This window comes from bacterium, assembly GCA_021371935.1.
Taxonomy (GTDB): domain Bacteria; phylum Armatimonadota; class UBA5829; order UBA5829; family UBA5829; genus UBA5829.
Genome location: JAJFVF010000022.1, coordinates 142,521 through 165,609 on the forward strand (window position 1 = coordinate 142,521; position 23,089 = coordinate 165,609).

The following is a 23,089-nucleotide window of genomic DNA, read 5'->3' on the forward strand; positions in this document are numbered from 1 at the left end:
GAGGTGATTATATGTTCTCGAAAGAACAGTTTGCCAAGCTGATGGATTCTACTCTGCTCAGGCCAACCGCCACTCGCGAGGATATTGTCCGGTTTTGCGAGGAAGCGGCACACTATCACGTCGCATCGGTCGTGGTCTTTCCATTTTGGCTGCCTGTAGTCCGACGAGCTATGGCTGAAACTGATGTCAAGATCGCCACTGTAATCGGATTCCCGTTCGGCGCAAGCGGCAGGTCGGTGAAAGTATATGAGGCTCGGACAGCCATCACCAACGGAGCCAATGAACTGGACATCGTAATCAACATAGGTGCGCTCAAATCAGGTGAGCGCAATATAGTCGAGAGCGAAATCAGAGAGCTTGTAGACACCTCCCGAATGACCGGCATGACCCAGGACGCAAAGCGAACCGTCCTCAAATTCATCATTGAAGCATACTACCTGGCCGACGACGAGAAAAAGATTGCCTGCGAAATTATTCGCGAGGCAGGCGGCGACTTCGTCAAGACATCGACAGGCACCGCTCCCGGTGGAGCGACTGTGGAGGATATACGGCTGATACGCCATGTGGTAGGATCGGATATCGGCGTCAAGGCCGCAGGGGGAATTCGCACAACAGAACAAGCTATGGAGATGCTGGATGCGGGCGCGAGCAGGATAGGAACATCCAGCGCGGCAGCCATAATTGACGGATACGTGCCCGAAGACTATCTTGAAAGCGCTGGGCGAAGACGAAGCGGCTAAGAATATGATCGATGACCAAAAAGGAACAATTTGACCCGACTGAAAAGGAATATCTGGACGAGTCGTTTGATGAGATGGACCTATCTGAGTCCAATTTTGTCAGATGCACATTTGTCCACTGCAAATTTGTCGATGCACGCCTGGGTGAGGCCAACATGACAGGGTGCCGGTTTGAAGAATGTGACTTCACACGCGCAAAACTCAACTCATCCGTCATCTCCGACTGCTCATTTGCAGGATGTACATTTACCGGAGCCGATCTATTCATGTCCGACTTCAAAGACTGTAGTATGCTCGGTTCCACATTCATTGACACAAGGCTCGACGGTATCTCAATAAGCGGCGGTAACTGGTCTTGGGTGAATATGCGCTTTCAGGACCTGCACGGTCTTGATCTGCAAGCCATTAACTTCACTGAAGCTGATTTCTACAGTGCAGACCTCACAAAAGTCGACCTGCGCAATGCCGACCTGACCAGAGCCAATATGAACAAAGCCAAGCTGATTGATGCCGACCTGCGCGGCGCAGCGATGCCTGGTATAAACCTGATTGACGCAAATATCAAGGGCACACGAATGGATATAACCCAGACAGTCTATTTTGCAAAGTGTCATGGTGCAATTGTCGAGTGATCGGCAAGATTTCACTTGACAGCAAACTTACGGACTGTTAAAATACCGTTGTTAGACGGGGCATTGTAAGTCCGGCAATGCCTGCCATTTGAACTGATAAAATTTGACCTCAGATATGCGGGAGTAGTTCAGTGGTAGAGCGTCAGCTTCCCAAGCTGAATGTCGCGGGTTCGAATCCCGTCTCCCGCTCCATATTGAGGCGACGTAGCCAAGTGGCTAAGGCAGCGGTCTGCAAAATCGCTATCACCAGTTCGATTCTGGTCGTCGCCTCCACGTCCAATAAAAACTATTCCAAAAACATACTCTACAGTTTGCTGTGTACTAGCGACTGCCTACTAATACTACAGAGGAGAATAATGAAAGAGTTTACTGATCTTGACCTTGCAAAAAGGTTCCACGGCCACATGGGACCGAACCTGGTGATTGGGATGAAAATGGGCAATTATGCCGTCAAGGCATTGAATATAAACGATCATTTCGGGATCAATGTGGAAGTTCACTGCCCAGGAAAGCCGCCTGTCTCCTGCATGATCGACGGAATACAACTCGCCACCGGCGCGACCATGGGTAAGACAAATATAAAGCACATCATAAGCGATGAAATCGTCAAGGTCATCTTTAAAAACACTCAGACTGGTACAGCGGTTGTACTCACTCCGACGGATAGTATCGGTCCGAAATCGTTGGAATGGTATAACGAAGTCGGTGAAGATGAGGCATCTCTGAGAGTTTGGAAACTGCCTGACGACCAGGTTTTTGCTGTATGCAAGAGCAAATAAAGAAGTCAAACTGGATCGCACAGATTCATCCGTATGTGCGTGTCTATTGCGCAATGGTACTGATAATAGCGGCGGCGGCAGTACCCCACCCCACACAATTATTGATGATCGGATTGCCGATTATAGCCCTTGCAGTCGCATCATCCCTCTCTTGGAGAAGGTGGATCGTCGGGCTGTTTGCTGTCATATCACTCATAGCGGGGCTTATGGTGTTGTCGATATTATCGGGCATGTCAATAGCATCAGCCGAATTCGACCGAATGGGAATGTTCATTGTCAAATGCCTGCTTGTATTTGTATGTTCATCGGCGCTGTTTCAGACAACCGGCCATGTGAATGTCTGCAGGGCGCTGGAATATATCAGAGTCCCGGCGCTATTTACTGCGGTCGCCGGTCAGATATTTCGATGGTTCGAGATCGTACATCACGAGGCGCTTAGGATGAATACAGCCCGCGTGCTGCGAGGCGGAGATAGAAAGAGTCGCATAGCCCAGCTAGGAGATATCGCTGTGCTCATCGCAAGCCTGATGGTGCGATCATTCTCACGCGCGGAAAGGGTCGCGACTGCTATGGAATGCAGGGGTTTTGACGGCCGACTGCCGCATTCCATCATGTTGGCTCCACACGCGGCCGCCTATGCCCCACTCGCGATCACCCTGGTATATGTTCTTATGTCGGTGGTGGCGATATGAGTTCGAGCGCAATATCGGTCCGCAGCCTCAGCGTAAATTATCCCGACGGCAGAAAAGGCATTGAAGATATCTCATTTGAGATCGAGCAGGGTGAGTCGGTCGCAATATTGGGAGCCAACGGTGCGGGCAAAAGCACGCTGTTGCTTGCACTGGTCGGCGTTCTGGGCGGCACCGGAGAGATCGAGATTGCGGGCATGCCGGTCAATAGTAAGTCTCTGAGTAAGGTGCGCGCTAAGGCGCAGTTGGTGTTTCAGGACCCGAACGACCAGTTGTTTTCGCCCATCCTGGCAGACGATATCGCTTTCGGACCGAGAAATTTCGGTGCACATGGTGATGAGATAGATGGGATTGTCTCGCGGAGTCTTGAGGCTGTTGGGCTCAAGGGCTTTGAAGAACGTCAGACGCACAGTATGAGTCTGGGTGAGAAAAAGAGAGCCGCCATAGCATCGGCAATCGCATGCAAACCTGAAATTCTACTAATGGATGAACCGAGCGCAGGGCTTGACCCACGCGGTGCAAGACTGCTAGCCAAACTGCTGGATGCACTCGACTGCACGAAACTGATATCTACGCATGACTTGCGCTTTGCAAAAACGGTTTGCACACGCGCAATCGTTATGTCCGAGGGCACAATTGCTGCAATAGGCTCCACGCAGGACATACTCTCCGACGCATCACTCCTGTCTGCATGCGGGCTTAAATGATTATCGAACCGTTAAATAATCAATACAACATACTCAATACTAAATCAGGTCGGGCTCTCCATTACTTCTTCGACGCCCACTCCAGGTAGTCTGCCGGGTAGAACCGCCATTGCTCATGGATCGCATGCTTGATGCCTATGCGAGGACGGACAATGATCCGCCCGACATCAGCGCCGTCATCCAGCACATAAAACTTATCACCGAGCAGATCCTCACAATTGAGTTCCGGACCGATCTCCATAGCCTGGGTCAGCTTGCCGGGACCGCTGCACAGATCATGAGGATTGTCTTTACCTCGATTGCGCATCATCAGCTCGATACCCTCAAGTGGCACCAGCGCTCTGATCAAAACAGCCTCACCTGTCCCTTTCGGCTGGGTCACGAAGTTCATACAGTAGTGAAAACCATAGGTGAAGTAAACATACGCATGACCAGGCTCGCCGAACATAGCAGCGTTGCGTTTGGTCATACCTCTGGACGCATGACATGCCGGATCGTTGCACAAATATGCCTCGGTCTCGACTATTCGACCAGACATAATACCCTCGTCCGTGACATGCACAAGCACTTTGCCAAGGCATGCGCGCGCAACAGTCACTGTATCCTGAAGATAGAACTCACGGGGAAGCTTATTTGACGACAACTTACTGACCTGTAAAAATGCCCCGGAGACCGGGGCGACATATTTTTATTTCATATTTTATATTGAGTATTTGGGGCTAGAGTTCCTTCTTGCATAGATACCAATCTATGCATTCGTAGCCCTCGGAAGTGCGCTTTTCGGCTCCCTCTGAGGTCGTTGGAGGAGGAACTACCACTTTATCACCCGGTTTCCAGTTTGCAGGGGTCGCTACGCCGTATTTGTCCGTCGTCTGCAGAGCATCCACGAGCCGCAGTATCTCGTCTATATTGCGCCCGTTGGACATAGGGTAATAAAGCATCGCCCGCATAATGCCTTTGTCGTCTATTACAAAAACAGTCCTCACGGTCGACGTGGTAGATGAAGGTCCCTGCAGCATTCCATAAGCCTGCGCCACCTTCATATCAAGATCGGCAATCACCGGAAACGGGATATCCACCCCCAGCTTGTCCTTTATATTCCGAGTCCAGGCCACATGCGAAAAGACGCTGTCGATAGACAGGCCGATGAGCTGGACATTTCGCTTTTTGAACTCATCGTTCTTTTGAGCAAATGCGACAAACTCAGTGGTGCACACTGGCGTGAAATCCGACGGATGCGAGAACAGCACTACCCATTTGCCCGCAAAATCCGAGAGTTTGAGTTGGCCATGAGTCGTTATTGCTTCCCATTCGGGGGCGGAATCACCTATAAGTGGGTGTTTGCAGACATTTTCCATTTCTTCTTCCATAACATTCTCCTATCTTGTTTACTAAACTTCCAGAGAGTACGGCCAGGCCGAAACGCCGCCGTCCATAAATTTGACATTCTTGAAACCCTCGCCATCGAGAATTCTCTGAGCCTCATAACCTCGAATGCTGACCTTGCAGAACGTCACGATCTCAGCGTCCTTGGGCAATTCGCCGGACCTCGCACGAAGTTTACCTAAAGGTATATTGACAACTCTCGGGTTTTTCAAACTCAGCGTTTCCACTTCTTTCGGTCCACGCACATCCAGCCATATGAAATCCCTGCCCCCGTCGATCATATTCTTGACCTGCATAGGCGTGATGGAGTGGGCAAGGTCATTTATCTTGTTGTCTATCACGTTGGCGGCATGCTGGAGTATATCGACCGCGGATGAAAATGGAGGCGCATATGCCAGGTCAAGCTCCGATACATCTCGATAGGTCCCGCCGAAAGAGAGCAGGGTCGCAGTGACATCCACCCTCTTGGCTACATCGCCCGTCCCGACCGCCTGCATGCCCAATACTTTACCAGACTTCGGGTCGGCGATGAGCTTCAGGATCATCGGGCGCGATGTGGGATAATAGTGAGCGCGGTCAGGTCCCGGCGTAAGAGCAGTCACATACGGCAGACCCATCTTTATGCAGTCCTTTTCAGAAAGCCCGACACGGCCTACATTGAAGTCGAAAGCCTTAAATATCACCGTGCCCAAAACACCGTCAAACGTCGAGTTGCCGCCGGTGATGTTGTCGCCTATGATCCTGCCGTGCTTATTGGCAGTGGAGCCAAGCGGCACATACGCCGGTTTACCCGTAATACGATTCCAGACCTGGGCACAGTCGCCGCCGGCATATATATTGGGATCATTGGTCTGCAGATGTTCATTAACTTTGATCGCGCCTGTCTCACCGATCTCAAGTCCGGCATCTTTTGCCAGCGTTATATTGGGACGGACGCCTATGGCAACAAGGACCATCTGCGTGTCGACTTCGCCCTTATCGGTAATAACACGGCTCACCTGGCCGGTGTCATCGCCTTCGAGTGCGAGCACTTTGGTGCCGGTCATCACATTGACGCCTTTGCCTTTAATATGCTTTTCGAGGTGAGCGGAAAGCTCCGGGTCCAGAAACACTGGGACCAGCGTGTCCATCATCTCGATCATGGTCACCGATATGCCGTTCGAGGTCAGAGCCTCGGCGACTTCCATGCCTATCAGCCCTGCGCCGATAATCACAGCACTATTGCAGCCACATGTGACCCATTTCTTGATGTCCTCGGCGTCTGTCGGATGATTGAGTCTGAATACCCCTTTTAGATCGATCCCGGCAAACGGCGGCATTACGGAGTCCGCTCCCGTCGCAAGGACAAGTTTGTCGTAGGCGACCTCACTCTTGACGCCGGTCTCAACAGATATGACCTCGACCACCTTTTTCTTTCGATCTATACGCTCGGCAAGGGTGCGGTTCATCACATCTATCGCCTTCACGTTCTTGAAAAATGCGGCATCGCGGATCACACCCGCGCCAGCGCTCATCAGTTCGTCGGCTGTCTCAATCTTGCCCTCGATATAATACGGCAGCCCGCATCCGGCGTACGAGAGCAGTTCCCCACGCTCGATTATGGTGATATCTGCATGCGGATCGCGCCTGCGCGCTCGTGCCGCCGCTTTGGGTCCGCAGGCTACTCCGCCTATAACGACTATACGATTTTTCGCCATTACTACCTCCAACTGCAAACGCAAATACGAAAGTAGTATTACCCAAATAGCTGAGCTTGATAACTTGATTGAGGAAAATACTGGAGTTTTTTTACTTTGAGGATGGACGGCGGTATACAGTAAGTATGACTGCCAGTGATGCGACAATCATCACAATACTGACCCACTGAGCCTGAGTGAGCCCGCATATCCATTCCTGAGCGGAATATCCATTCCTGAGAAACTCCACCAGGAACCTGTAAATGCCGTACAGCCCGAGGTAGCTCACAAAAACAAAACCATTTGCGCGCTTGAGATTTTCCAGACGGGTGAGGATCGCGAATATGATCAGGTTAGCTATGGTCGCATATATCTGAGTGGGATGAGACGGGGGTGTGAGTGTGCCGTTTTCCAGAAACCGCACACCCCAGGGCAGGCTGGTCGGACAGCCATAGCAGCAGCCATTGAGGAAGCAGCCGACGCGTGTGAATGCATAAGCAATGGCTACAGAAGGTGCGAACAGGTCAGCCATCTGCAAATATGAAAGTTTAGTGCGCCTGGTATATATATATCCCGCCAGCAGTGCAAAAATTACGCCGCCGTGAAAGCTCAGGCCGCCCTCCCATACCGCAAAAAACCGGCTGAAGCTCTCTGTCTGGGAGTTCAGAAGGATATATACCAGACGTGAACCTATGATCCCGCTCAGGAGCACGACAAGAGCAAGGTCATAGACGCGGTCTGCATCAATATCGCGTCTCTTTGCGACACGCACGGCTCGCCACAAACCAACACAGAAACCCACGACCATCATCAGACCGTAGGCTCGAATGGGAAGACCAAATATTGTAAAGAGTGTTGAGTGCATAATGGGTTATGGGTTGCTGGATTGCTTTTCTACAATATATACGTGATAGAACAGGAAAATCGCTCCCAGAACTATTGCCACATCGGCGAAGTTGAATGTCGGCCAAGCGTGCGCCTGGCCTCCAAAGATGACATATATGCTGATAAAGTCGGTAACTCCCTTGGAAGCAAAAGCGATTCTGTCGATCAGATTGCCGACCGCTCCACCCATCAGCAGCCCCAGACCTATTACCAGACTCTTCGAGGCTGACCCATTTCCGCCAAGGCGTACCATAGCATATATGGCGACAAGAGCTGCAATGATAAACAGCGGCGCCCAGTTCGGCAGTATGCCGAATGCGCCGCCGCGATTATATGTTAAATCCAAATTGATTAAGCCGGGAATGATAGTGACGGCAACGTCGGATGTGAGAAAATGGCGCGCAAGCAGCTTTGTGACCTGGTCTACAACAACAGTGACACACGCAGTCAGATAAAACACTATGGTCTTTCGTTTGGCCAAATTACCTTCTCTCGAGTGATGCCTGACATTCGATGCAAAGCGTCGCGTATGGGATCGCCCTGAGCCGGTTAGGGTTTATGTCGCCGCCGCATCGGTCGCACTTGCCGTATGTCCCGTCTTCTATCTTTCTCAAGGCATCGCTTATTTTTTCAAGAATTGCCTTGAAACTCTCGTCGATAGCATAGTCCTTGGTGCGCTCATATGTGTCACTTGCGGCGTCCGCAGGATGATTGTCATAATCAGCCAATTCATAGCCTTCTTCGGCTGCACTGGCGCTAAGAGCACGGTGCTCGAGCAATATTCGCTCCCGCTCATCGAGCAGGAGCTTCTTATACTTCTGCAAGTCCAGTTTATGCTCCATCGTCATCTCTCCGATCTGTTAGGAGATCGCCTCATAGCAGCGGTCACAAAGACCAGGATGATCGCTGTGGCTGCCGACAGACTCTAGCACCAGCCAGCAGCGCTCGCACTTTTTGCCTATGGGCGGCTGCACCTCGACTGTCAGTTCCTCGCCATTCTCTTTGACTAGATCGACCTGCGATACGATAAATATCGATGGCAGATCAGAGACATAGTCACTCAGAAATGCATATAGATCATCAGGCGCGTTGAGCTTTACGCGAGACTCAAGCGGTTTGCCTATCTTACCACTCTGACGAGCCTCTTCAAGCGTCAGCAGCACCTTGTCCCTTACTTCCAATATCTTCACCCAACGCGAGGCAAGTCCTTCGTCAACCCACTCCGGGTGAGCCTTTGGAAACTCCGAGAACAGCACAGACTCCGCCTTATCTCCCGGCATCTCCTGCCACGCCTCCTCGGCTGTGTGCGAGATTATCGGCGCAAGCAGACGTGTGAGCGCCGAAAGAATCTCATACAATGCCGTCTGAGCCGAACGTCTCTCATGAGAGCTTTGCGCGGAGGCATATAGTCTATCCTTCAGGATATCCAAATATAGGCTGCTCAAATCCACCGCGCAGAAATTATGCACCGCATGATAGACCTTATGGAACTCATTGGCCTCATAAAAGTCCGAAACCTGCGCGATCAACTCGGCAGTCCTGTGCAGCATGTAGCGGTCTATCTCAAGCATATCCGCATAATCTACTTTGTCCTTGGCAGGATCAAAATCGCTTGTGTTGCCGAGCATGTATCTGAATGTGTTCCTGATTCGTCTATATGCGTCTATGGCACGGGTAAACATCTCCTGGCCGAAGCGCACATCCTCAAAGTAATTCAGTGAAGACATATACAGCCTGAGCACGTCCGCGCCTATATTTTTGATCGCCTGCTTGGGCGAGATCGCATTGCCGCCGGATTTGCTCATCTTCTTGCCTTCGGCATCCAGTATATAGCCGTGAGTCACCAAATCCTTGAAAGGTGCTTCACCCCTTGTCGCCGTGCTTATTATTATCGACTTATTAAACCAGCCGCGATGCTGGTCCGAGCCTTCCAGATATGTGTCGGCCTTATACGTGCCATACAGACGCTCCGTGACAGCCCTGCAGCTCGACCCCGAATCAAACCATACATCCAGTACATCGGTTTCCTTAACAAACTCCTTGCCCCCGCACGCAGGACAGACAAAACCATCTGCAAGAAACTCTTTTGCTTCTTTTTCGAACCACGAATCTGACCCGTTCACAAAAGCGTCTTCATAGACACGGTCTATCATATCCTTGCTCATGACAGGCTCGCGGCACGCTTTGCAGAATATTACCGGAATGCCTACTCCCCATGACCTCTGGCGGGAAAGACACCAGTCTGGAGATGTCGAGATCATTGAATAAAATCTGTTACGCCCCTCAGTCGGGAAGCATTTGACCTTTTCAATCTCCTTGAGGATCCGCTCTCGCAGGTCATTGTGATCCAGCGCCATAAACCACTGCTCAGTCGTACGGAAGACTACCGGCTTGTGACATCTCCAGCAGTGCGGATAGCTGTGAGTTATCTCACTGCTCGCAAGCAGATTGCCTACCTCGGTGAGCTTATCCAAAACAGCTTTGTTGCCCTCGCGGATTATATGAAGCCCCTCGAACTCGCCAGCTTCTTTGGTGTAATAGCCCCGGTCATCCACCGGGTTCAGAGGTGTCAGGCCGTAGCGCTGGCCGGTCTCAAAGTCTTCACGGCCATGGCCGGGAGCAGTATGCACGACTCCCGTGCCGTCGTCCAAGGTCACGTAACTTGCATGGACGAGCATCGAATCACGGTCGAATATAGGATGCTTGAAGATCATGCCCTCAAGCTCGGCGCCCTTGACTGTCTTGGCGACACAGTAATTATCTTTGCCTATGGCGTGCATGGTCGCGCCGACCAGTTCGGCTGCTATCACATATCTGTCGCCATCGACATCCACAAAAGCATAATCGTAATCGGGATGCACTGCCACGGCCATATTCGCAGGGATCGTCCATGGGGTGGTGGTCCATATGATCGTATATGAATTGGCGGCAGGCTTACCATCAAAGAGACCATTCGGGTCTTTGACCAACGGGAAGCGCACGAATATAGACGCCGAAGTATGATCGGCATACTCTATCTCGGCCTCGGCAAGAGCGGTCTCATCATGTATGCACCAGTGGATCGGCTTGAGACCGCGATATATATAGCCCTGCTCCACCAGCTCGCCGAAAACCTTGATGATCGTCGCTTCATACTCGCGGCTCATAGTCAGATATGGATTGTCCCAGTCACCGATGCATCCCAGGCGCCTGATCTGGTCGCGCTGTATATTGACCCATTTTTCTGCATACTCGCGGCATGCCTTGCGCATTTCGAGCTTCGTGGGAGTCAGATGCTTTTTGTGAAACTCTCCGGAGACCTTGTTCTCTATCGGCAGACCGTGGTTGTCCCAACCTGGAGTGAATGGAACACGGTAACCCTTGAGCGCTTTATACTTGAGAATAAAGTCCTTCAAAGCCCTGTTGAGCGCATGACCCATATGGATATCGCCGTTGGAGTACGGCGGGCCGTCGTGGAGTATGAAGGTACCGTTGGGTGCATCACGCTCAGACAACTGCTTATATATATCTTTTTCCTCCCACAACTTCTGGATCAAAGGCTCCCTGTTCGCCAGGTCGGCCTTCATCGGGAATGATGTTTTGGGAAGATTTACTGTTTTGCTATATTCCATTCTCGTACAAACTCCGATACCGCGTCCTGCCACGACCTTGCATTGTCGCGCCCCAGCAGTTCCATCTTGTAGTGCCTCAGGACGGAATACTTGGGACGCTTTGTGGGCGTGGGCCAGTCTTCAGATTTGATTGGGATGACCTCGACATCAGTCATACCCGCTTTTTTTAGTATCTCTTTTGCAAACTCATACCACGAGCAACTGCCCGCGTTGGTGTAATGGTACACTCCATATAGAGGTGAACCCACCAAAGATATAAGGAACTGCGCAAGGTCTTTTGCATATGTCGGGCAGCCGACTTGATCGGCCACTATCCGCAATTGCTTGTTTTTCTGTGCAGCATTCAAAATCGAAAGAGGGAAGTTCTTGCCGTGCGGCGCAAAGACCCATGATGTGCGCACCACATAATGCTTTGGGCAAAGTTCGCGCACTGCCATCTCGCCGCCGAGTTTGCTTGCGCCATATGCGCTGATCGGATTGACCGGGTCAAACTCGGTGTAGGCTTCGCCCTTCTCGCCGTTAAAGACATAGTCCGTGCACACATACGCGATTGCGCAGCCTATCGATGCGCATGCGCACGCCAGGTTCCATGTGCCCACAGCGTTGATCTTGAATGCCTTGTCCGGTTCGCGCTCACAGCCATCGACATCGGTCATCGCGGCACAGTGGATCACCATCTCGGGCTTCACACGGTTAATTATCTCGAACACTGCATTTGTATCCGAAATGTCCAGCATCTCGCATCCATCGATGACGTCGGTCGGTATGATGTCATGGTTCTCCTTTTTGAGACCCTCGCACACCAGCCTTCCCAGCATCCCGCAGGCGCCGGTCACTAATACACGCACAACTATCCCCCGGTACATGCCGCAAAGCCCCTGGCACTCGAGCAGGGGCCTTACATATGATAACTACTTTTCTATTATACCGGCGAACCGGCGGAAGGTCAAGGAATCACGGAACAGGGTAGTGTATCATTTTGAATCCCGCTAAGGTTGACGATGCTTGAGCGATGTGGTAAGCTCAAAGTATGGAAAAGCGGAAGAAAAAAGAACACGACTTCGCTGTTAATGCTTTCCGGGTAGTGCAAGAAGCTACCGGAGAAATTGAGCCTGCCTCAAAAGAGCCGAAACCCAAGAAAGGCTTTGACGATCCCAAGGCGTCAGGACACAGAGGCGGGCTTAAAGGCGGCAAAGTCCGCGCCGCAAAACTAACTCCAGAACAACGCAAAGAAATTGCGCAGAAGGCTGCGCGTGCGCGTTGGAGTAAGTCATAATCTCTTTCAACAATCACCCGCCAAATTTCCCCTATGCAACTAATACGAGTTTAAAAAAAAGTTTCTCGATCAACCTTGCATGCATGGTTTACTTGTGCTATACTGCATGCAGCATATGGGCGTGGAGGTTTTTGATATGAGCAACGATTCCCTCGAAGCGCAACTAAGACTGCATAAATCCGCTCTACAGCATGATAGAGACCAAATCTTGTTGCAAATCCAAGACTTTGTTAATAAGCAGGCGGAAATCGAAAAGAAGATTGAGGCCGCAGATATTCTACTGTCTGAGTTCAAAACTACAACTAATCAACAAATCGAACCTCAACTCATCCCGTCCGAATCGGTTGAGAAAAACAATTTTGTTGGCTTGACAGTTGTTGAAGCATGTACCACTGTTCTTTTACAAGCAAAACGACCGATGAAAATTGCCGAATTAGCTTCAGCGATTTACGACGGTGGCATTCGACTAAAATCACAAGCTCCCACACGCTCTATCACTGTTATTCTAGAACGCAATCAGAATTTTGCACGGGTTGCACCAGGAACGTACGCATTAGTAAACCAACAGGAATACAAGTCAATAACACAAAAACAGTCAGCAATTCGATTAAACAAAGAAGGAGCACTCAAGGGTAGCGAACGTATACTCAAGGAAAAAGGGCGGCCTATGCATGTTAGAGAAATACTATCAGCTCTAAAAGAAACAGGATTTCGTTCAAATGCTAAGCGACCTGAAGCAATGTTATCGGGAACGTTAAAGCGAAGCACTAAATTTAAGTTAGTAGGTGGAGATACATGGGATTTAGTAAACCGTTGACGCTGTGAAAATAAATGCGAAGTATAGCTGACGGCTATACTTCGCATAAACAGGAATGTGGGGCGCGCTCGGGGCCACCTGGGGCCTTTGATCCTTCTGGTGAGGGGTTCGACTCCCCTGCGCTCCACCAAAGTTAGGTAGTATAAACTACCTAGCCTTCTGGCTGAGTGAGTGAATCACTCTGTACACACTGTGATGATACCTCACTTCGGCCAGAAAATCAACCCTTGTTTAGGAGGAGGTGATAACATTGGCCGAAGAATACATCTTTGTGCGCTGGATTACCACGCGTAATGGTAAACGGCTTTATGCGAGTGCATATGGTCTAAAAGCGTTCAAAATCCGAATTAAGCGCTACTAGCACTAATGCCCTCTCTCGTTTTTTTTGAGAGAGGGCATCCATTCCCACAAGAAACAAATGCAAATTCCTATTGACAATGCTTGAGCGTTAGGATATAATATAGTCAGTTTGAAGCGAGGTGACACATAGTGAATAAGCTGAATTCAGAACGGCAGGCTCAGATAGTAAAAGCTCTTTGCGAGGGTAATTCTATCCGAAGCACAGCGCGTATGACCGGCAGCGCGATCAATACCGTGGTTAAACTCTTAACCGAATTGGGTGCTGCCTGTGCTGAATACCACAACAATACTATGTGGAAACTTCCCTGCAAACGGATTCAGTGTGATGAGATATGGTCTTTCTGCTATTCCAAGCAGAAGAACGTTCCAGAAGAACATCAAGGCGAGTTTGGCTATGGTGACGTATGGACTTGGACGGCGATAGATGCTGATACAAAATTGATTCCCGCTTGGTTTGTAGGTCTCAGAAACGCCGAATGCGCCTCAGCTTTCCTTAATGATCTTGCAGAACGGCTCACAACAAAACACATACAGTTGACCACAGACGGCCATAAGGTCTATCTTGACGCCGTGGAGAGTGCCTTTGCTGGTAATGTAGATTATGCTATGCTGGTTAAGCTATACGGCAATGAGCGACAAAGCGAAGCCCGATACAGCCCAGCGGAATGCACCGGAACTGAAATTAAAGTCATTCAGGGAAACCCAAAGATCGATCATATTTCAACTTCCTATGTTGAGCGTCAAAACCTTACTATGCGGATGTCTATGCGGAGGTTCACACGCCTAACTAACGCATTCTCGAAGAAGATAGAGAACCATGAAGCAGCCATAGCCCTTTATTTCATGCATTATAACTTTGCCCGTCCTCATAAGTCATTGGCTAATCCATATCCGAGAACACCTGCAATGGCAGTAGGCATAGCCGACCATGTTTGGACAGTCGAGGAAATAGTAGGTTTACTTTCAAAATGATACACTACCCGGAACAGGTCAGTTTTATGGAAGAATAAGGCTCGGCGGGAGCCTCGCCCTCCCAGCAGGCCAAGACAATCAAACGATTTGACTAAGAATTCTGAGTTACTTGCCCATCATAATAATAGACAAAGGAATGAAGCAGCCTCTGAGATAATTCAACACTATATTGGTACTGGAGATAGCTTTGCACAGGAAGTTCATTTTTACACTTATTGCACTCGGAATTGTCTTGTCAACCAGATCATTCGGAGCGACGGACAATATGCTTCGGGTTGGCTTGACGCGATTTTTTAGCTGCGCTTCACTTACGGTCAGTTCATCATCCGGTGCAATAATCATAACCGGCAGGGATAAGACTGTTACCGCAAAGAGTGTCACAATACAGATATCGGACTCGACTGTCAGCGCAAAGCCGGATGGCAGTGACTCAGTAATATCGGCAACGTCGATCAACCTGGCAAGCGACAGGCCGGATGGCCTGCTTGTGCTCAGCAGCCCGGCATCGAAAGAGATGAAATATCGCGGCAGCATCGAAGTCGACGTTAATAATGGAAAGATGACTGTTGTTGATATCGTTGATGTGGAGAACTATCTACTTGGAGTGATACCGGCGGAGATAGGTGAGTCCAATCCCACTGAGGCACTGAGAACGCAGGCAATCACAGCAAGAACGTATGCTCTCAGCAATAAGCGCAAGCATATGTCTCAAGGCTTCGATGTATGCGACAGCACACACTGTCAGACATACAACGGTGCCGGTTCGGAAAAATCCAAATGCAGCCAGGCTGTGATCGATACGAAAGGTATGGTGCTGACTTATAACGGAAAGATTGCCGAGGTCATGTATTCGACAGACTGCGGCGGTGCAACCGTCAACTACTTCGAGACGCATCCGAACACAAACTTCCCGTATCTGTGCGGTGCTGTCGACCCGGACGATATTCCACGAATCACCTGGGGTCAGACATATACTCTCCAGGAGCTGGGTGCAAAGCTCGTCGCGGCAGGGGTCAAAGAAGCAGATAGCCTGCAGAGCATAACCATCTCAAAGACAGGATCAACCGGCAGGCCACTGGAAGCGCAGATAACCGGCACTTCGGGCTGCACAACAGTAAAAGTCGGGAAGATACGCGCAGCACTGGGACTCAAGAGCACAATGTTTTCCATAGAAACCGACGCCAGCGGAAAAGTCGTCATCAACGGCAAAGGAGCCGGTCACGGCGTAGGGCTGTGCCAGAGGGGAACGATAGGGCTCGCATCGGCGCCATACAACTACACTTATGCCCAAATACTTGCTCACTATTTCCCAGGGACTGCGATAAGCGGCGGTGCACCAGTCGAGATGGCAGCAGATGTGGTGCAGGCAGATGAACGGATCGTAAAGGTCCCAACACCAATTGCAAATAAACCTAAAAAGGCCACAAAGTCAGAAGAACAGCCGGTGATCTTCGACGTCAGGCTTGCCCCTCCCGACTCGCTTTGAGCCGAAGTGCAGCGGCATAGACCTGGCGCTTTGGCAGTTTGAACTCGATCATCACACGCCGCACGGCATCGCGCTCAGACTCGCCTGACTCCATCAATTGCGTAAGCCGACTCTCAATGCTGACATGTGGTTCTTCCTCTGCCTCCACAGCATGGGCTCCTCCGAGTATAATCACGAACTCACCGCGCGGTTTATGCTCGGTAAAGTGCTCGATCGCCCCGCTCACTGTCCCGCGATAGGTCTCTTCAAACATCTTGGTGGCCTCGCGGACTATGACGACCTGCCTGTCATCGAGTTCATCGCGGATCGATTCAAGTGTCTTCATGAGCCTTAAAGGTGACTCATAGAGGCATATTGTCCGCATTTCGTGCTTCAGTGCCTGAAAAAACGCCTTGCGCTCGCCTGACTTGCGAGGTGGAAAGCCGTCGAACGCGAAGTGGGCCGTCGGCAGGCCGGATATAACCAGCGCGGTTATCACTGCAGTGGGGCCGGGAATAGATTCCACACTCACACCCTCGCCGATGCATAGCGCGATAAGCTCGTGACCGGGATCGGATATGCCTGGAGTCCCTGCATCGGAGACCAGCGCGACATTCTTGTCGCCAAGAAGCATTTCAAGTATCCGCTCCGACTTTTCGGCCTTGCTGTGCTGGTGATATGAGATCAGAGGGGTATGGATATCAAAATGACTCAGCAGTCGTTTTGTGACCCTGGTGTCTTCAGCAGCAATGACATCCACTTCTTTGAGCGTGCGCAGCGCCCTGAAGGAGATATCTTCGAGATTGCCTATTGGTGTGGCGACTATGTAGAGTTTGCCGGGCATATTTGGTGATAGGTAACAGGAAAAAATAGTGGCTGACAGCACAGCCGCCAGCCACTATTGCTATCTTATCCTGCCTGCTATTTCTTAGAGTCTTTCTTAGCCGGCTCAGGAGCATTTTTCTGCTGCTCTGCCTGCATCGCCTTGACACGCTGGTCATAGTCGGCCAACCATTTCTGCTCGGCGGCGACCAGTTCAGGATGCTTGAGCTGCTGAAACTTGGTGACCAACTGCTCATGAGAAGCTCTGTCGTTATGCGCAACCTCACTCGCGGTCTTATATTGCTCAAGAGCTTTGGCGGTAGTGGCTGCCTTCTGCTCAGGTTTTTCATTTGCAGCCTGAGCCATCAGCATGTCACCCAAAAGTATCCTCAGGTCTGGAGTGTCGATCGTGTCATTTGCGCCCATAACCAGCGGATAGAGTATGTCCAGACCCTCCTTGGTCTTGCCGTTCTCATAGAGAAGCTGGGCAAGTTTTGCGTTGATTATCTGATTGTCAACCCTGTTGGTGCGCGCTTTCTTCAACGCACTTATGGCATCCGTGGTCATCTTCATACTCTTTGCAGGCTCGGTAAACGCTGTGCGCGCCTTCGCGATCAACCAGTATGCGCGCAGTTCGGGATCACTAATCTTGACGTTCTCATTCTTCTGCATCTGAGCCTGGAATGCCATCAGACCAGTCATCTTACGGTCATCAGCAATCTGTTTGCGCCTGTCGCTGGTGGCTTTCTTGTCCATCTTGGCAGGGAGCTTGGGTGTTATGCTCTCCAACTTCACGATAAACGTGCCATAGTCCGTCTTGATGGGCGAAGATACACCACCCGGCTTCAGCTTGGCAACAGCGTCCCTTACCTCAGTGGGCAGCGACCAGCGAGTGTCGAATGAGTATTCGGTCGCCGAATCACTATTCATCAGGGAACCCTGCGAATTCTCTTTTGCAATCTTTGCAAAATCCGCACCACCCCGAATTTCGGTCATGATCTTGTCGATGCGGGTCTTCAACTGGTCCTCTGGCATGATACCTTTCATAAACGCAATTTGACGTATCTTATAGACATTGTAGCTGTCTTTGATGTCCTGCTCGGTGACTGGCTTGAGACCCTTTTCAATCTTTTTCTGTATGCCCTCAAACGCCAGCTTCGCGCGAATATCATCGGCAGGTATCTTTGCGCGGATCTGATCTTCAATGTTGCGTATGGAACCACCAACACTGGCGAGTTCTTTCTTGAATTTGGAATCTTCCCTGGGATTGAGCGTGCGCTCTTCGGCTGTCAGTTCGCTGCCCATTATGGACTCACGGCTCTGATTGAGTGCCTTGACAACCTGCGCATCGATCTCCTCATTTACCCTGCGATCACTGATATCGACACCCATCTTTTCAGCTTCGCTGAGTATCATACGACTTTGGACCGTCTGAACAAACAGTCCTGCCCGTGCATTCGCAAGCTGGAGAGCGGAACGCATGCCCTGGTTCCTTGCCTGATCGCTTGTAGCTGCCCACATATTCTCGAAATCGGCACGCTTTATCTCTTTGCCGTTGACTACTGCGACTACATCATTGCCACCTTTAGCACTGCTGCCGCCTTTTCCGCCGGGCATAGCACCAAATGTAAATATTGCACCCACTATGAAGACAATGGCTATTCCAAGCATGACCCACTTGAGGTGCTGGCCAAACTCAGTTCTCAGTTTGTAAATACTCATGTATGGATAATCCTCCGGATGGATCGATCATAATGCATTACAATTCTAATGTTACAGAACCTGCCGCGCAAAGTCAAGAAATCCAATCGAAACATATCATCCGCCTGCATCGACGCCTTGCTCGGATTATGTTGGAAGCGCATAATGCGAGGCTCTGAGAGCATTATTCACACTCCTGGTAAATAATGCAGGCCAGCGGGTGAAGCATGCGTTAAGCCAACCTACAATGCTCGGCCAATGCTTCACCCCTACAAGCACCTCACGATCATTAGTGGAATGACGCTTTTGCGTCTACGACTTCACCTTTTGTGCTCTGCTTGACGAATTTAGACTCGGCTATCAGACGCTGCAGTTCCTTCTCAAACGCCTTGCTATCCAATGGCAGGCGCACTGTGGAATCGGTGAGAGTGGAATAGAGCATTGCATTTGCAAGCTCGACAGACCTGATCCCATCTTCCGCCGGTGAAATCAATGGAGTGCCATCCAATATTGCATCAACAAAATTTTGCGTTATCTCTGAGTGCTGGCCGCCGGCCTTTACGGGGATATCTATGTTCCATATGGGCGGGAAGACAAAACCGGCTGGGCATGTCCTGCTGAACTGAGTTGTCTGAACTTCATTTCTCGTGTAGCTGAACTTGCCGCCCTCGATGACCACCTTGCCCTGCTCGCCCGCCACTTCCAGACGGTTCGTGCCGGGAAACTCGCCGGTGGAGGTTATCAGCACACCAGTCGCTTTGTTGGCATACTCCATATAGGCCGTCACTTCATCCTCGATCTCAACATTATGGCGCACGCCGAACCTGCAGAAAGCACGAACGCTCTCGGGCATACCGAAGAAATATTGCCATAGATCAAGATAGTGAGGACACTGGTTCATAAGCACACCGCCGCCCTCGCCGGACCATGTGCCTCGCCAACCGCCGTTGGCATAATACGCCTCGCTCCTGAACCAGTCTGTGCAAGTCCAGTTGACACGCACAATCTCGCCCAACTCACCGCTGTCGATAAGATACTTTAACTTCTTCCACCAGCCGATGGTACGCAGGTTGAACATTACAGCGAAGACCTGCTTTGGGTCCTTATGAGCCGCCAACAGGCGCTCACAATCAGCCTTATGCACAGAAATTGGCTTTTCCACCAGGACATGAAGACCCTGTTCGAGAGCATCGATGCCTATGGTAGTATGAGAATAATGAGGTGTAGATATCAGAACTGCATCGACCTCACCGGAACGGATCATCTCCTCGCTGCTGGTAAACCTTTTCAGGTCTGAAAACTTCTCAATACGGCTTGGGTCGATATCACAGACTGCAGTAAACTCGCAGCGCTTTACGTCTCCGGCGCGCAGGTAGTTGGCGTGATGGTTGCCTATTACCCCCAGACCGATTATTCCCAAGCGGACATTTCCACTCATTGTTCTTCCTTTCCATCAACATACTGTTGTTGTTCATGCGCAATATTCGCACTGATAATACATACTTAAATGTCAAAAGCCCAGTTGCCTTCCACAAAACTCACTCTATAAGATTGTTGCGGATGTAATCAAAGCTGATTTTGAGTGATTCAAAGGGATCATGCTGACACTCATCTTGCTCAACGATATACCATTGACAGCCGGAGCCTTGCGCGGTATGGACTATCTCATGCCAGTTCAAATTGCCACTGCCTATCTCGGCAAATGTAACTGTCAGATCGGGCATGACGGCATAGTCCTTCATATGAAGCAGCGGCAGACGCCCATCCAGCTTCCGACACCAGGCAGCCGGGTCGCCTCCGCCATACTGAACCCAGTATGTGTCTATCTCGCCCTGGAGATGACGCTTGTCGGTGTGAGAATATATCACATCCAACATCAGCTCGTCGTCAAATCGACGAAACTCGATGTGGTGATTATGATACGCAAGCGTTATCCCGGCATCAGCCAGCACACTGCCTGAAGAGTCAAGACGCGCGGCAAAAGACTTAACATCGTCAAGCGAATTCAGTTCCACACCCGATGGATAAGGATATGCGGTATATGTACAATCGAGTTTTTTAAGCCGATCTATTACTGCATTCGGATCATCGAGCAGTGTTTGAGTATCCTCATGGGTGGCACAGCAGACCAGTCCTTCTCCGTCGAGAATTTTTACAAGTTCGGACTCGTCGATGGGACCCATTCCACTGATCTGAACTGCCTGATAACCGATGTCACTTACCTTCTTGAGCGAAGCCGCAACATCGGCAGGCGTCTTCAGGTGGTCTCTAATTGTGTATAACTGCGCCGCTACCTGCTTCAGCTTCATTTTCCGACCTCCAGCATCGCCTCAAGTTCTTTGACATTGCTCGCTCGTGATAAACCTTCCTCTCTTGCGATCATTCCTCTCTTAACCAGTTCGGCGAGGTATTGATCCAGCGTCATCATCCCCTGTCTGCCGCCGGTCTGTATCATGGAAGATATCTGGAACGTCTTTGCCTCCCGGATCAGGTTTCGGATGGCTGTCGAGTTCACCATTGTCTCGAAAGCGGCAACTCTTCCCTTGCCGTCCGCCCGCTTGAGCAGTGTTTGGGAAACCACACCTATCAAGTTGTTGGCCAACTGCATTCGTATCTGGGCTTGCTGATAGTTTGGGAAAACGTCGATGATACGGTCTACAGTCTGAACGGCATCCTGAGTGTGCAGCGTCGCAAATACCAAGTGACCGGTCTCAGCAGCAGTAATCGCAAGGTGGATCGTCTCAAGATCACGCATCTCACCGACCAGGATAACATCAGGGTCCTGCCTGAGAACATATTTCAAGGCGTTGTTGAATGAAAGAGTGTCCGTGCCCAATTCGCGCTGGTTGATGATCGACTTTTTGCACTCGTGGACAAACTCGACCGGGTCTTCCACAGTCATTATATGCTCGGACCTGCTTGAATTTATGTAATCGATCATTGCAGCCAGAGTGGTGGATTTGCCGGAACCAGTCGGGCCGGTTACCAGAACCATTCCTCTCGGACGCTCTGCAAAATACTGGCAGACAGGAGGCAAGTTCAGTTCCTGCATACTCATGATATTAGTAGGAATCGCACGCTGGACCATACTCACCATACCGCGCTGCTGCATAATATTCGTTCGATATCTGGAGACATTCGGTATCTCATATGCAAGGTCCATCTCCATCTCTTCCTCAAAACGTGCCCGCCGAACGTCGTTCATTACGCTATATGCCAGACTGCGAGAGTCATCAGGAGTCAGCACAGGATACTGTTTCTGGGGTATCAGATCACCGTGTATGCGCATCAAAGGATGATTGCGCGCCTTGATGTGGAGGTCAGAGCCACCCCTTTCGACCAGAAGCGTCAACATCTCGTCTATAAATTCTCTGTTCATCGCTCGACTCATTTGACCACCCCCTGCAGTGCCTTCGCGGCCATTCGTTCCAGTTCGCGAGGATTCGATGATTTGGAAATGGCATCGTCGTAGTTGACAACGCGCCTCCTCAATAGACCGACAAGATACTGATCCAGAGAGATCATTCCAAAGTCACCCCCGGCCTGAATATCCGAATATATCTGGTGAGTCTTGCCCTCTCGTATCAGTGAGCGAATAGCCGGGGTCGCAACCATCACCTCGAATGCCGCTATTCGACCGCCTTGGGCATCTATCCTTGGTAAAAGCTGCTGAGAAATTACGGCCTGAATGGTAACCGATAACTGCATACGTATCTGAGACTGCTGCTCAGGAGGAAAAACGTCGATGACACGGTCGATTGTTTGAGGAGCATCTGTCGTGTGCAAGGTCCCAAATACAAGGTGACCGGTCTCAGCTGCCGTGATCGCAAGAGATATGGTCTCGAGGTCTCTCATCTCACCGACCAGAATCACATCAGGGTCCTGCCTCAAAACATGCTTTAGGGCCTCCGCAAATGAGTGAGTGTCCTGCTCCAACTCGCGCTGATTGACAGAACACATTTTATCCTGATGCACAAACTCGATCGGGTCCTCAATCGTAATTATATGCGCTTTCTCACGCTCGTTGATGTGATTTATCATAGCTGCCAGACTGGTCGATTTACCTGAACCCGTGGGGCCGGTCACCAATACCAGGCCTCTCGGCCTGAGACATATGTCCTTCGTCACTTGAGGCAGACCCAGGTCGTCAATCGTCTTGATCTTGATTGGGATCGCTCTAAGCACGGCTCCGACATGACCACGCTGCCGAAAACAGTTTACACGAAATCTGGATACGTTCTCTATCTCATAGGAAAGGTCAAGTTCCATAAACTCCTCAAGGCGCTTGCGGCGCTCCTCGTTGAGGATCGGAAATACTATATCTTCTACCTTTTCGATGATTGGGAAATTGGTTGGGGTAAGCTTTCCATGAATTCGCATAATTGGAGGCTGACCATATCTCAGATGCAGGTCCGAGCCGGACTTTTCAACCATCTGAGTCAAAAGCTGATCGATATATAATTCTGCCATTCGTAGATGACCTCACATTTATTTTGCACTGTGCATGCACAACACAAGGCCGCAGCGCCAAGTGGCAGTGCGACCCACAAATATATGACCTTGCTTATATA

Annotated in this window: 23 protein-coding genes and 2 tRNA genes; 11 read left to right on the top strand and 14 right to left on the bottom strand. The window is 50.5% G+C overall.

Annotated elements, in window-relative coordinates; translation table 11 throughout:
* Positions 1-11: 11 nt before the first annotated feature.
* The 7 genes from deoC to LLG46_15200 all read left to right on the top strand — a co-directional run bounded on the left by deoC (position 12) and on the right by LLG46_15200 (position 3,547).
* Entirely contained in the window at positions 12-740 is a 729-nt protein-coding gene (gene deoC, locus LLG46_15170) for a deoxyribose-phosphate aldolase (protein ID MCE5324637.1), read from the top strand.
* Positions 741-751: 11 nt separating this feature from the next.
* The gene (locus LLG46_15175; protein ID MCE5324638.1) at positions 752-1,372 is read left to right on the top strand and encodes a pentapeptide repeat-containing protein; all 621 of its coding nucleotides are present in this window, start codon (positions 752-754) and stop codon (positions 1,370-1,372) included.
* Between the two features lie 117 nt (positions 1,373-1,489).
* Positions 1,490-1,564 (top strand) — tRNA-Gly (locus LLG46_15180).
* Positions 1,565-1,570: 6 nt separating this feature from the next.
* Positions 1,571-1,645: transfer RNA gene (locus LLG46_15185), tRNA-Cys, on the top strand.
* A gap of 83 nt (positions 1,646-1,728) precedes the next feature.
* Positions 1,729-2,151, top strand: a complete 423-nt coding sequence (locus LLG46_15190; protein MCE5324639.1) for a formylmethanofuran dehydrogenase subunit E family protein — start codon at positions 1,729-1,731, stop codon at positions 2,149-2,151.
* Positions 2,136-2,843 (top strand): energy-coupling factor transporter transmembrane protein EcfT, encoded by a 708-nt coding sequence (locus LLG46_15195; protein ID MCE5324640.1) that lies wholly within the window; start codon positions 2,136-2,138, stop codon positions 2,841-2,843. The genes LLG46_15190 and LLG46_15195 overlap by 16 nt, the downstream gene beginning before the upstream one ends.
* A complete protein-coding gene (locus tag LLG46_15200) occupies positions 2,840-3,547 on the top strand; it encodes an energy-coupling factor ABC transporter ATP-binding protein (protein ID MCE5324641.1) in 708 nt (235 codons plus the stop codon). The genes LLG46_15195 and LLG46_15200 overlap by 4 nt, the downstream gene beginning before the upstream one ends.
* A 61-nt stretch (positions 3,548-3,608) precedes the next feature.
* Here the strand turns inward: LLG46_15200 and LLG46_15205 are convergent, their stop codons facing one another.
* The 8 genes from LLG46_15205 to rfbD form a co-directional block, all read right to left on the bottom strand.
* Positions 3,609-4,190 carry a DNA-3-methyladenine glycosylase gene (locus LLG46_15205; GenBank protein ID MCE5324642.1) on the bottom strand — a complete coding sequence of 194 codons (582 nt, stop codon included), beginning with the start codon at positions 4,188-4,190 and terminating at the stop codon, positions 3,609-3,611.
* Between the two features lie 76 nt (positions 4,191-4,266).
* Positions 4,267-4,917 (bottom strand): peroxiredoxin, encoded by a 651-nt coding sequence (locus LLG46_15210; GenBank protein ID MCE5324643.1) that lies wholly within the window; start codon positions 4,915-4,917, stop codon positions 4,267-4,269.
* 21 nt (positions 4,918-4,938) lie between these two features.
* Positions 4,939-6,630, bottom strand: a complete 1,692-nt coding sequence (locus LLG46_15215) for an FAD-dependent oxidoreductase (GenBank protein MCE5324644.1) — start codon at positions 6,628-6,630, stop codon at positions 4,939-4,941.
* Positions 6,631-6,721: 91 nt separating this feature from the next.
* Positions 6,722-7,474, bottom strand: coding sequence for a prolipoprotein diacylglyceryl transferase (gene lgt / locus LLG46_15220; protein ID MCE5324645.1), 753 nt, complete (start codon positions 7,472-7,474; stop codon positions 6,722-6,724).
* A gap of 6 nt (positions 7,475-7,480) precedes the next feature.
* Positions 7,481-7,975: a signal peptidase II gene (gene lspA, locus LLG46_15225; protein ID MCE5324646.1), complete on the bottom strand. Its 495-nt coding sequence runs from the start codon at positions 7,973-7,975 to the stop codon at positions 7,481-7,483.
* 1 nt (position 7,976) lies between these two features.
* Positions 7,977-8,336, bottom strand: a complete 360-nt coding sequence (locus LLG46_15230) for a TraR/DksA C4-type zinc finger protein (protein MCE5324647.1) — start codon at positions 8,334-8,336, stop codon at positions 7,977-7,979.
* Positions 8,337-8,354: 18 nt separating this feature from the next.
* The gene (gene ileS / locus LLG46_15235; GenBank protein ID MCE5324648.1) at positions 8,355-11,105 is read right to left on the bottom strand and encodes an isoleucine--tRNA ligase; all 2,751 of its coding nucleotides are present in this window, start codon (positions 11,103-11,105) and stop codon (positions 8,355-8,357) included.
* Positions 11,084-11,953: a dTDP-4-dehydrorhamnose reductase gene (rfbD, locus tag LLG46_15240; protein ID MCE5324649.1), complete on the bottom strand. Its 870-nt coding sequence runs from the start codon at positions 11,951-11,953 to the stop codon at positions 11,084-11,086. The genes ileS and rfbD overlap by 22 nt, the downstream gene beginning before the upstream one ends.
* 182 nt (positions 11,954-12,135) lie before the next feature.
* Here rfbD and LLG46_15245 point away from each other — a divergent pair, with 182 nt between their 5' ends.
* The 4 genes from LLG46_15245 to LLG46_15260 all read left to right on the top strand — a co-directional run bounded on the left by LLG46_15245 (position 12,136) and on the right by LLG46_15260 (position 16,016).
* Positions 12,136-12,381, top strand: a complete 246-nt coding sequence (locus LLG46_15245) for a histone H1 (protein ID MCE5324650.1) — start codon at positions 12,136-12,138, stop codon at positions 12,379-12,381.
* Between the two features lie 136 nt (positions 12,382-12,517).
* Positions 12,518-13,198: a winged helix-turn-helix domain-containing protein gene (locus tag LLG46_15250; GenBank protein ID MCE5324651.1), complete on the top strand. Its 681-nt coding sequence runs from the start codon at positions 12,518-12,520 to the stop codon at positions 13,196-13,198.
* A 489-nt stretch (positions 13,199-13,687) separates the two neighbouring features.
* Positions 13,688-14,530: a DDE-type integrase/transposase/recombinase gene (locus tag LLG46_15255; GenBank protein ID MCE5324652.1), complete on the top strand. Its 843-nt coding sequence runs from the start codon at positions 13,688-13,690 to the stop codon at positions 14,528-14,530.
* 187 nt (positions 14,531-14,717) lie between these two features.
* Positions 14,718-16,016, top strand: a complete 1,299-nt coding sequence (locus LLG46_15260) for a SpoIID/LytB domain-containing protein (protein MCE5324653.1) — start codon at positions 14,718-14,720, stop codon at positions 16,014-16,016.
* Here the strand turns inward: LLG46_15260 and rsmI are convergent.
* The 6 genes from rsmI to LLG46_15290 all read right to left on the bottom strand — a co-directional run bounded on the left by rsmI (position 15,988) and on the right by LLG46_15290 (position 22,988).
* Positions 15,988-16,839: a 16S rRNA (cytidine(1402)-2'-O)-methyltransferase gene (rsmI, locus tag LLG46_15265; GenBank protein ID MCE5324654.1), complete on the bottom strand. Its 852-nt coding sequence runs from the start codon at positions 16,837-16,839 to the stop codon at positions 15,988-15,990. The genes LLG46_15260 and rsmI overlap by 29 nt on opposite strands.
* A 77-nt stretch (positions 16,840-16,916) precedes the next feature.
* Positions 16,917-18,539 carry a SurA N-terminal domain-containing protein gene (locus LLG46_15270; protein ID MCE5324655.1) on the bottom strand — a complete coding sequence of 541 codons (1,623 nt, stop codon included), beginning with the start codon at positions 18,537-18,539 and terminating at the stop codon, positions 16,917-16,919.
* Positions 18,540-18,807: 268 nt separating this feature from the next.
* The gene (locus tag LLG46_15275; protein ID MCE5324656.1) at positions 18,808-19,956 is read right to left on the bottom strand and encodes a Gfo/Idh/MocA family oxidoreductase; all 1,149 of its coding nucleotides are present in this window, start codon (positions 19,954-19,956) and stop codon (positions 18,808-18,810) included.
* Between the two features lie 100 nt (positions 19,957-20,056).
* Positions 20,057-20,827 carry a sugar phosphate isomerase/epimerase gene (locus tag LLG46_15280; GenBank protein ID MCE5324657.1) on the bottom strand — a complete coding sequence of 257 codons (771 nt, stop codon included), beginning with the start codon at positions 20,825-20,827 and terminating at the stop codon, positions 20,057-20,059.
* Positions 20,824-21,873 (bottom strand): type IV pilus twitching motility protein PilT, encoded by a 1,050-nt coding sequence (locus tag LLG46_15285; protein ID MCE5324658.1) that lies wholly within the window; start codon positions 21,871-21,873, stop codon positions 20,824-20,826. The genes LLG46_15280 and LLG46_15285 overlap by 4 nt, the downstream gene beginning before the upstream one ends.
* Before the next feature lie 32 nt (positions 21,874-21,905).
* Complete coding sequence (locus tag LLG46_15290; GenBank protein ID MCE5324659.1) at positions 21,906-22,988, bottom strand: type IV pilus twitching motility protein PilT; 1,083 nt, start codon at positions 22,986-22,988, stop codon at positions 21,906-21,908.
* Between the last annotated feature and the right edge of the window lie 101 nt (positions 22,989-23,089).

Excerpts from the sequence above, each read along its gene's own strand:
- LLG46_15285 (MCE5324658.1), bottom strand. The coding sequence starts at position 21,873 with ATGTTGACGCTTCTGGTCGAAAGGGGTGGCTCTGACCTCCACATCAAG.
- LLG46_15210 (MCE5324643.1), bottom strand. The coding sequence starts at position 4,917 with ATGGAAGAAGAAATGGAAAATGTCTGCAAACACCCACTTATAGGTGAT.
- LLG46_15245 (MCE5324650.1), top strand. The coding sequence starts at position 12,136 with ATGGAAAAGCGGAAGAAAAAAGAACACGACTTCGCTGTTAATGCTTTC.
- LLG46_15200 (MCE5324641.1), top strand. The coding sequence starts at position 2,840 with ATGAGTTCGAGCGCAATATCGGTCCGCAGCCTCAGCGTAAATTATCCC.
- rsmI (MCE5324654.1), bottom strand. The coding sequence starts at position 16,839 with ATGCCCGGCAAACTCTACATAGTCGCCACACCAATAGGCAATCTCGAA.
- LLG46_15230 (MCE5324647.1), bottom strand. The coding sequence starts at position 8,336 with ATGGAGCATAAACTGGACTTGCAGAAGTATAAGAAGCTCCTGCTCGAT.
- LLG46_15195 (MCE5324640.1), top strand. The coding sequence starts at position 2,136 with ATGCAAGAGCAAATAAAGAAGTCAAACTGGATCGCACAGATTCATCCG.
- LLG46_15190 (MCE5324639.1), top strand. The coding sequence starts at position 1,729 with ATGAAAGAGTTTACTGATCTTGACCTTGCAAAAAGGTTCCACGGCCAC.
- LLG46_15275 (MCE5324656.1), bottom strand. The coding sequence starts at position 19,956 with ATGAGTGGAAATGTCCGCTTGGGAATAATCGGTCTGGGGGTAATAGGC.
- LLG46_15290 (MCE5324659.1), bottom strand. The coding sequence starts at position 22,988 with ATGGCAGAATTATATATCGATCAGCTTTTGACTCAGATGGTTGAAAAG.
- deoC (MCE5324637.1), top strand. The coding sequence starts at position 12 with ATGTTCTCGAAAGAACAGTTTGCCAAGCTGATGGATTCTACTCTGCTC.
- LLG46_15215 (MCE5324644.1), bottom strand. The coding sequence starts at position 6,630 with ATGGCGAAAAATCGTATAGTCGTTATAGGCGGAGTAGCCTGCGGACCC.
- ileS (MCE5324648.1), bottom strand. The coding sequence starts at position 11,105 with ATGGAATATAGCAAAACAGTAAATCTTCCCAAAACATCATTCCCGATG.
- LLG46_15270 (MCE5324655.1), bottom strand. The coding sequence starts at position 18,539 with ATGAGTATTTACAAACTGAGAACTGAGTTTGGCCAGCACCTCAAGTGG.
- lgt (MCE5324645.1), bottom strand. The coding sequence starts at position 7,474 with ATGCACTCAACACTCTTTACAATATTTGGTCTTCCCATTCGAGCCTAC.
- LLG46_15250 (MCE5324651.1), top strand. The coding sequence starts at position 12,518 with ATGAGCAACGATTCCCTCGAAGCGCAACTAAGACTGCATAAATCCGCT.
- LLG46_15280 (MCE5324657.1), bottom strand. The coding sequence starts at position 20,827 with ATGAAGCTGAAGCAGGTAGCGGCGCAGTTATACACAATTAGAGACCAC.
- LLG46_15175 (MCE5324638.1), top strand. The coding sequence starts at position 752 with ATGACCAAAAAGGAACAATTTGACCCGACTGAAAAGGAATATCTGGAC.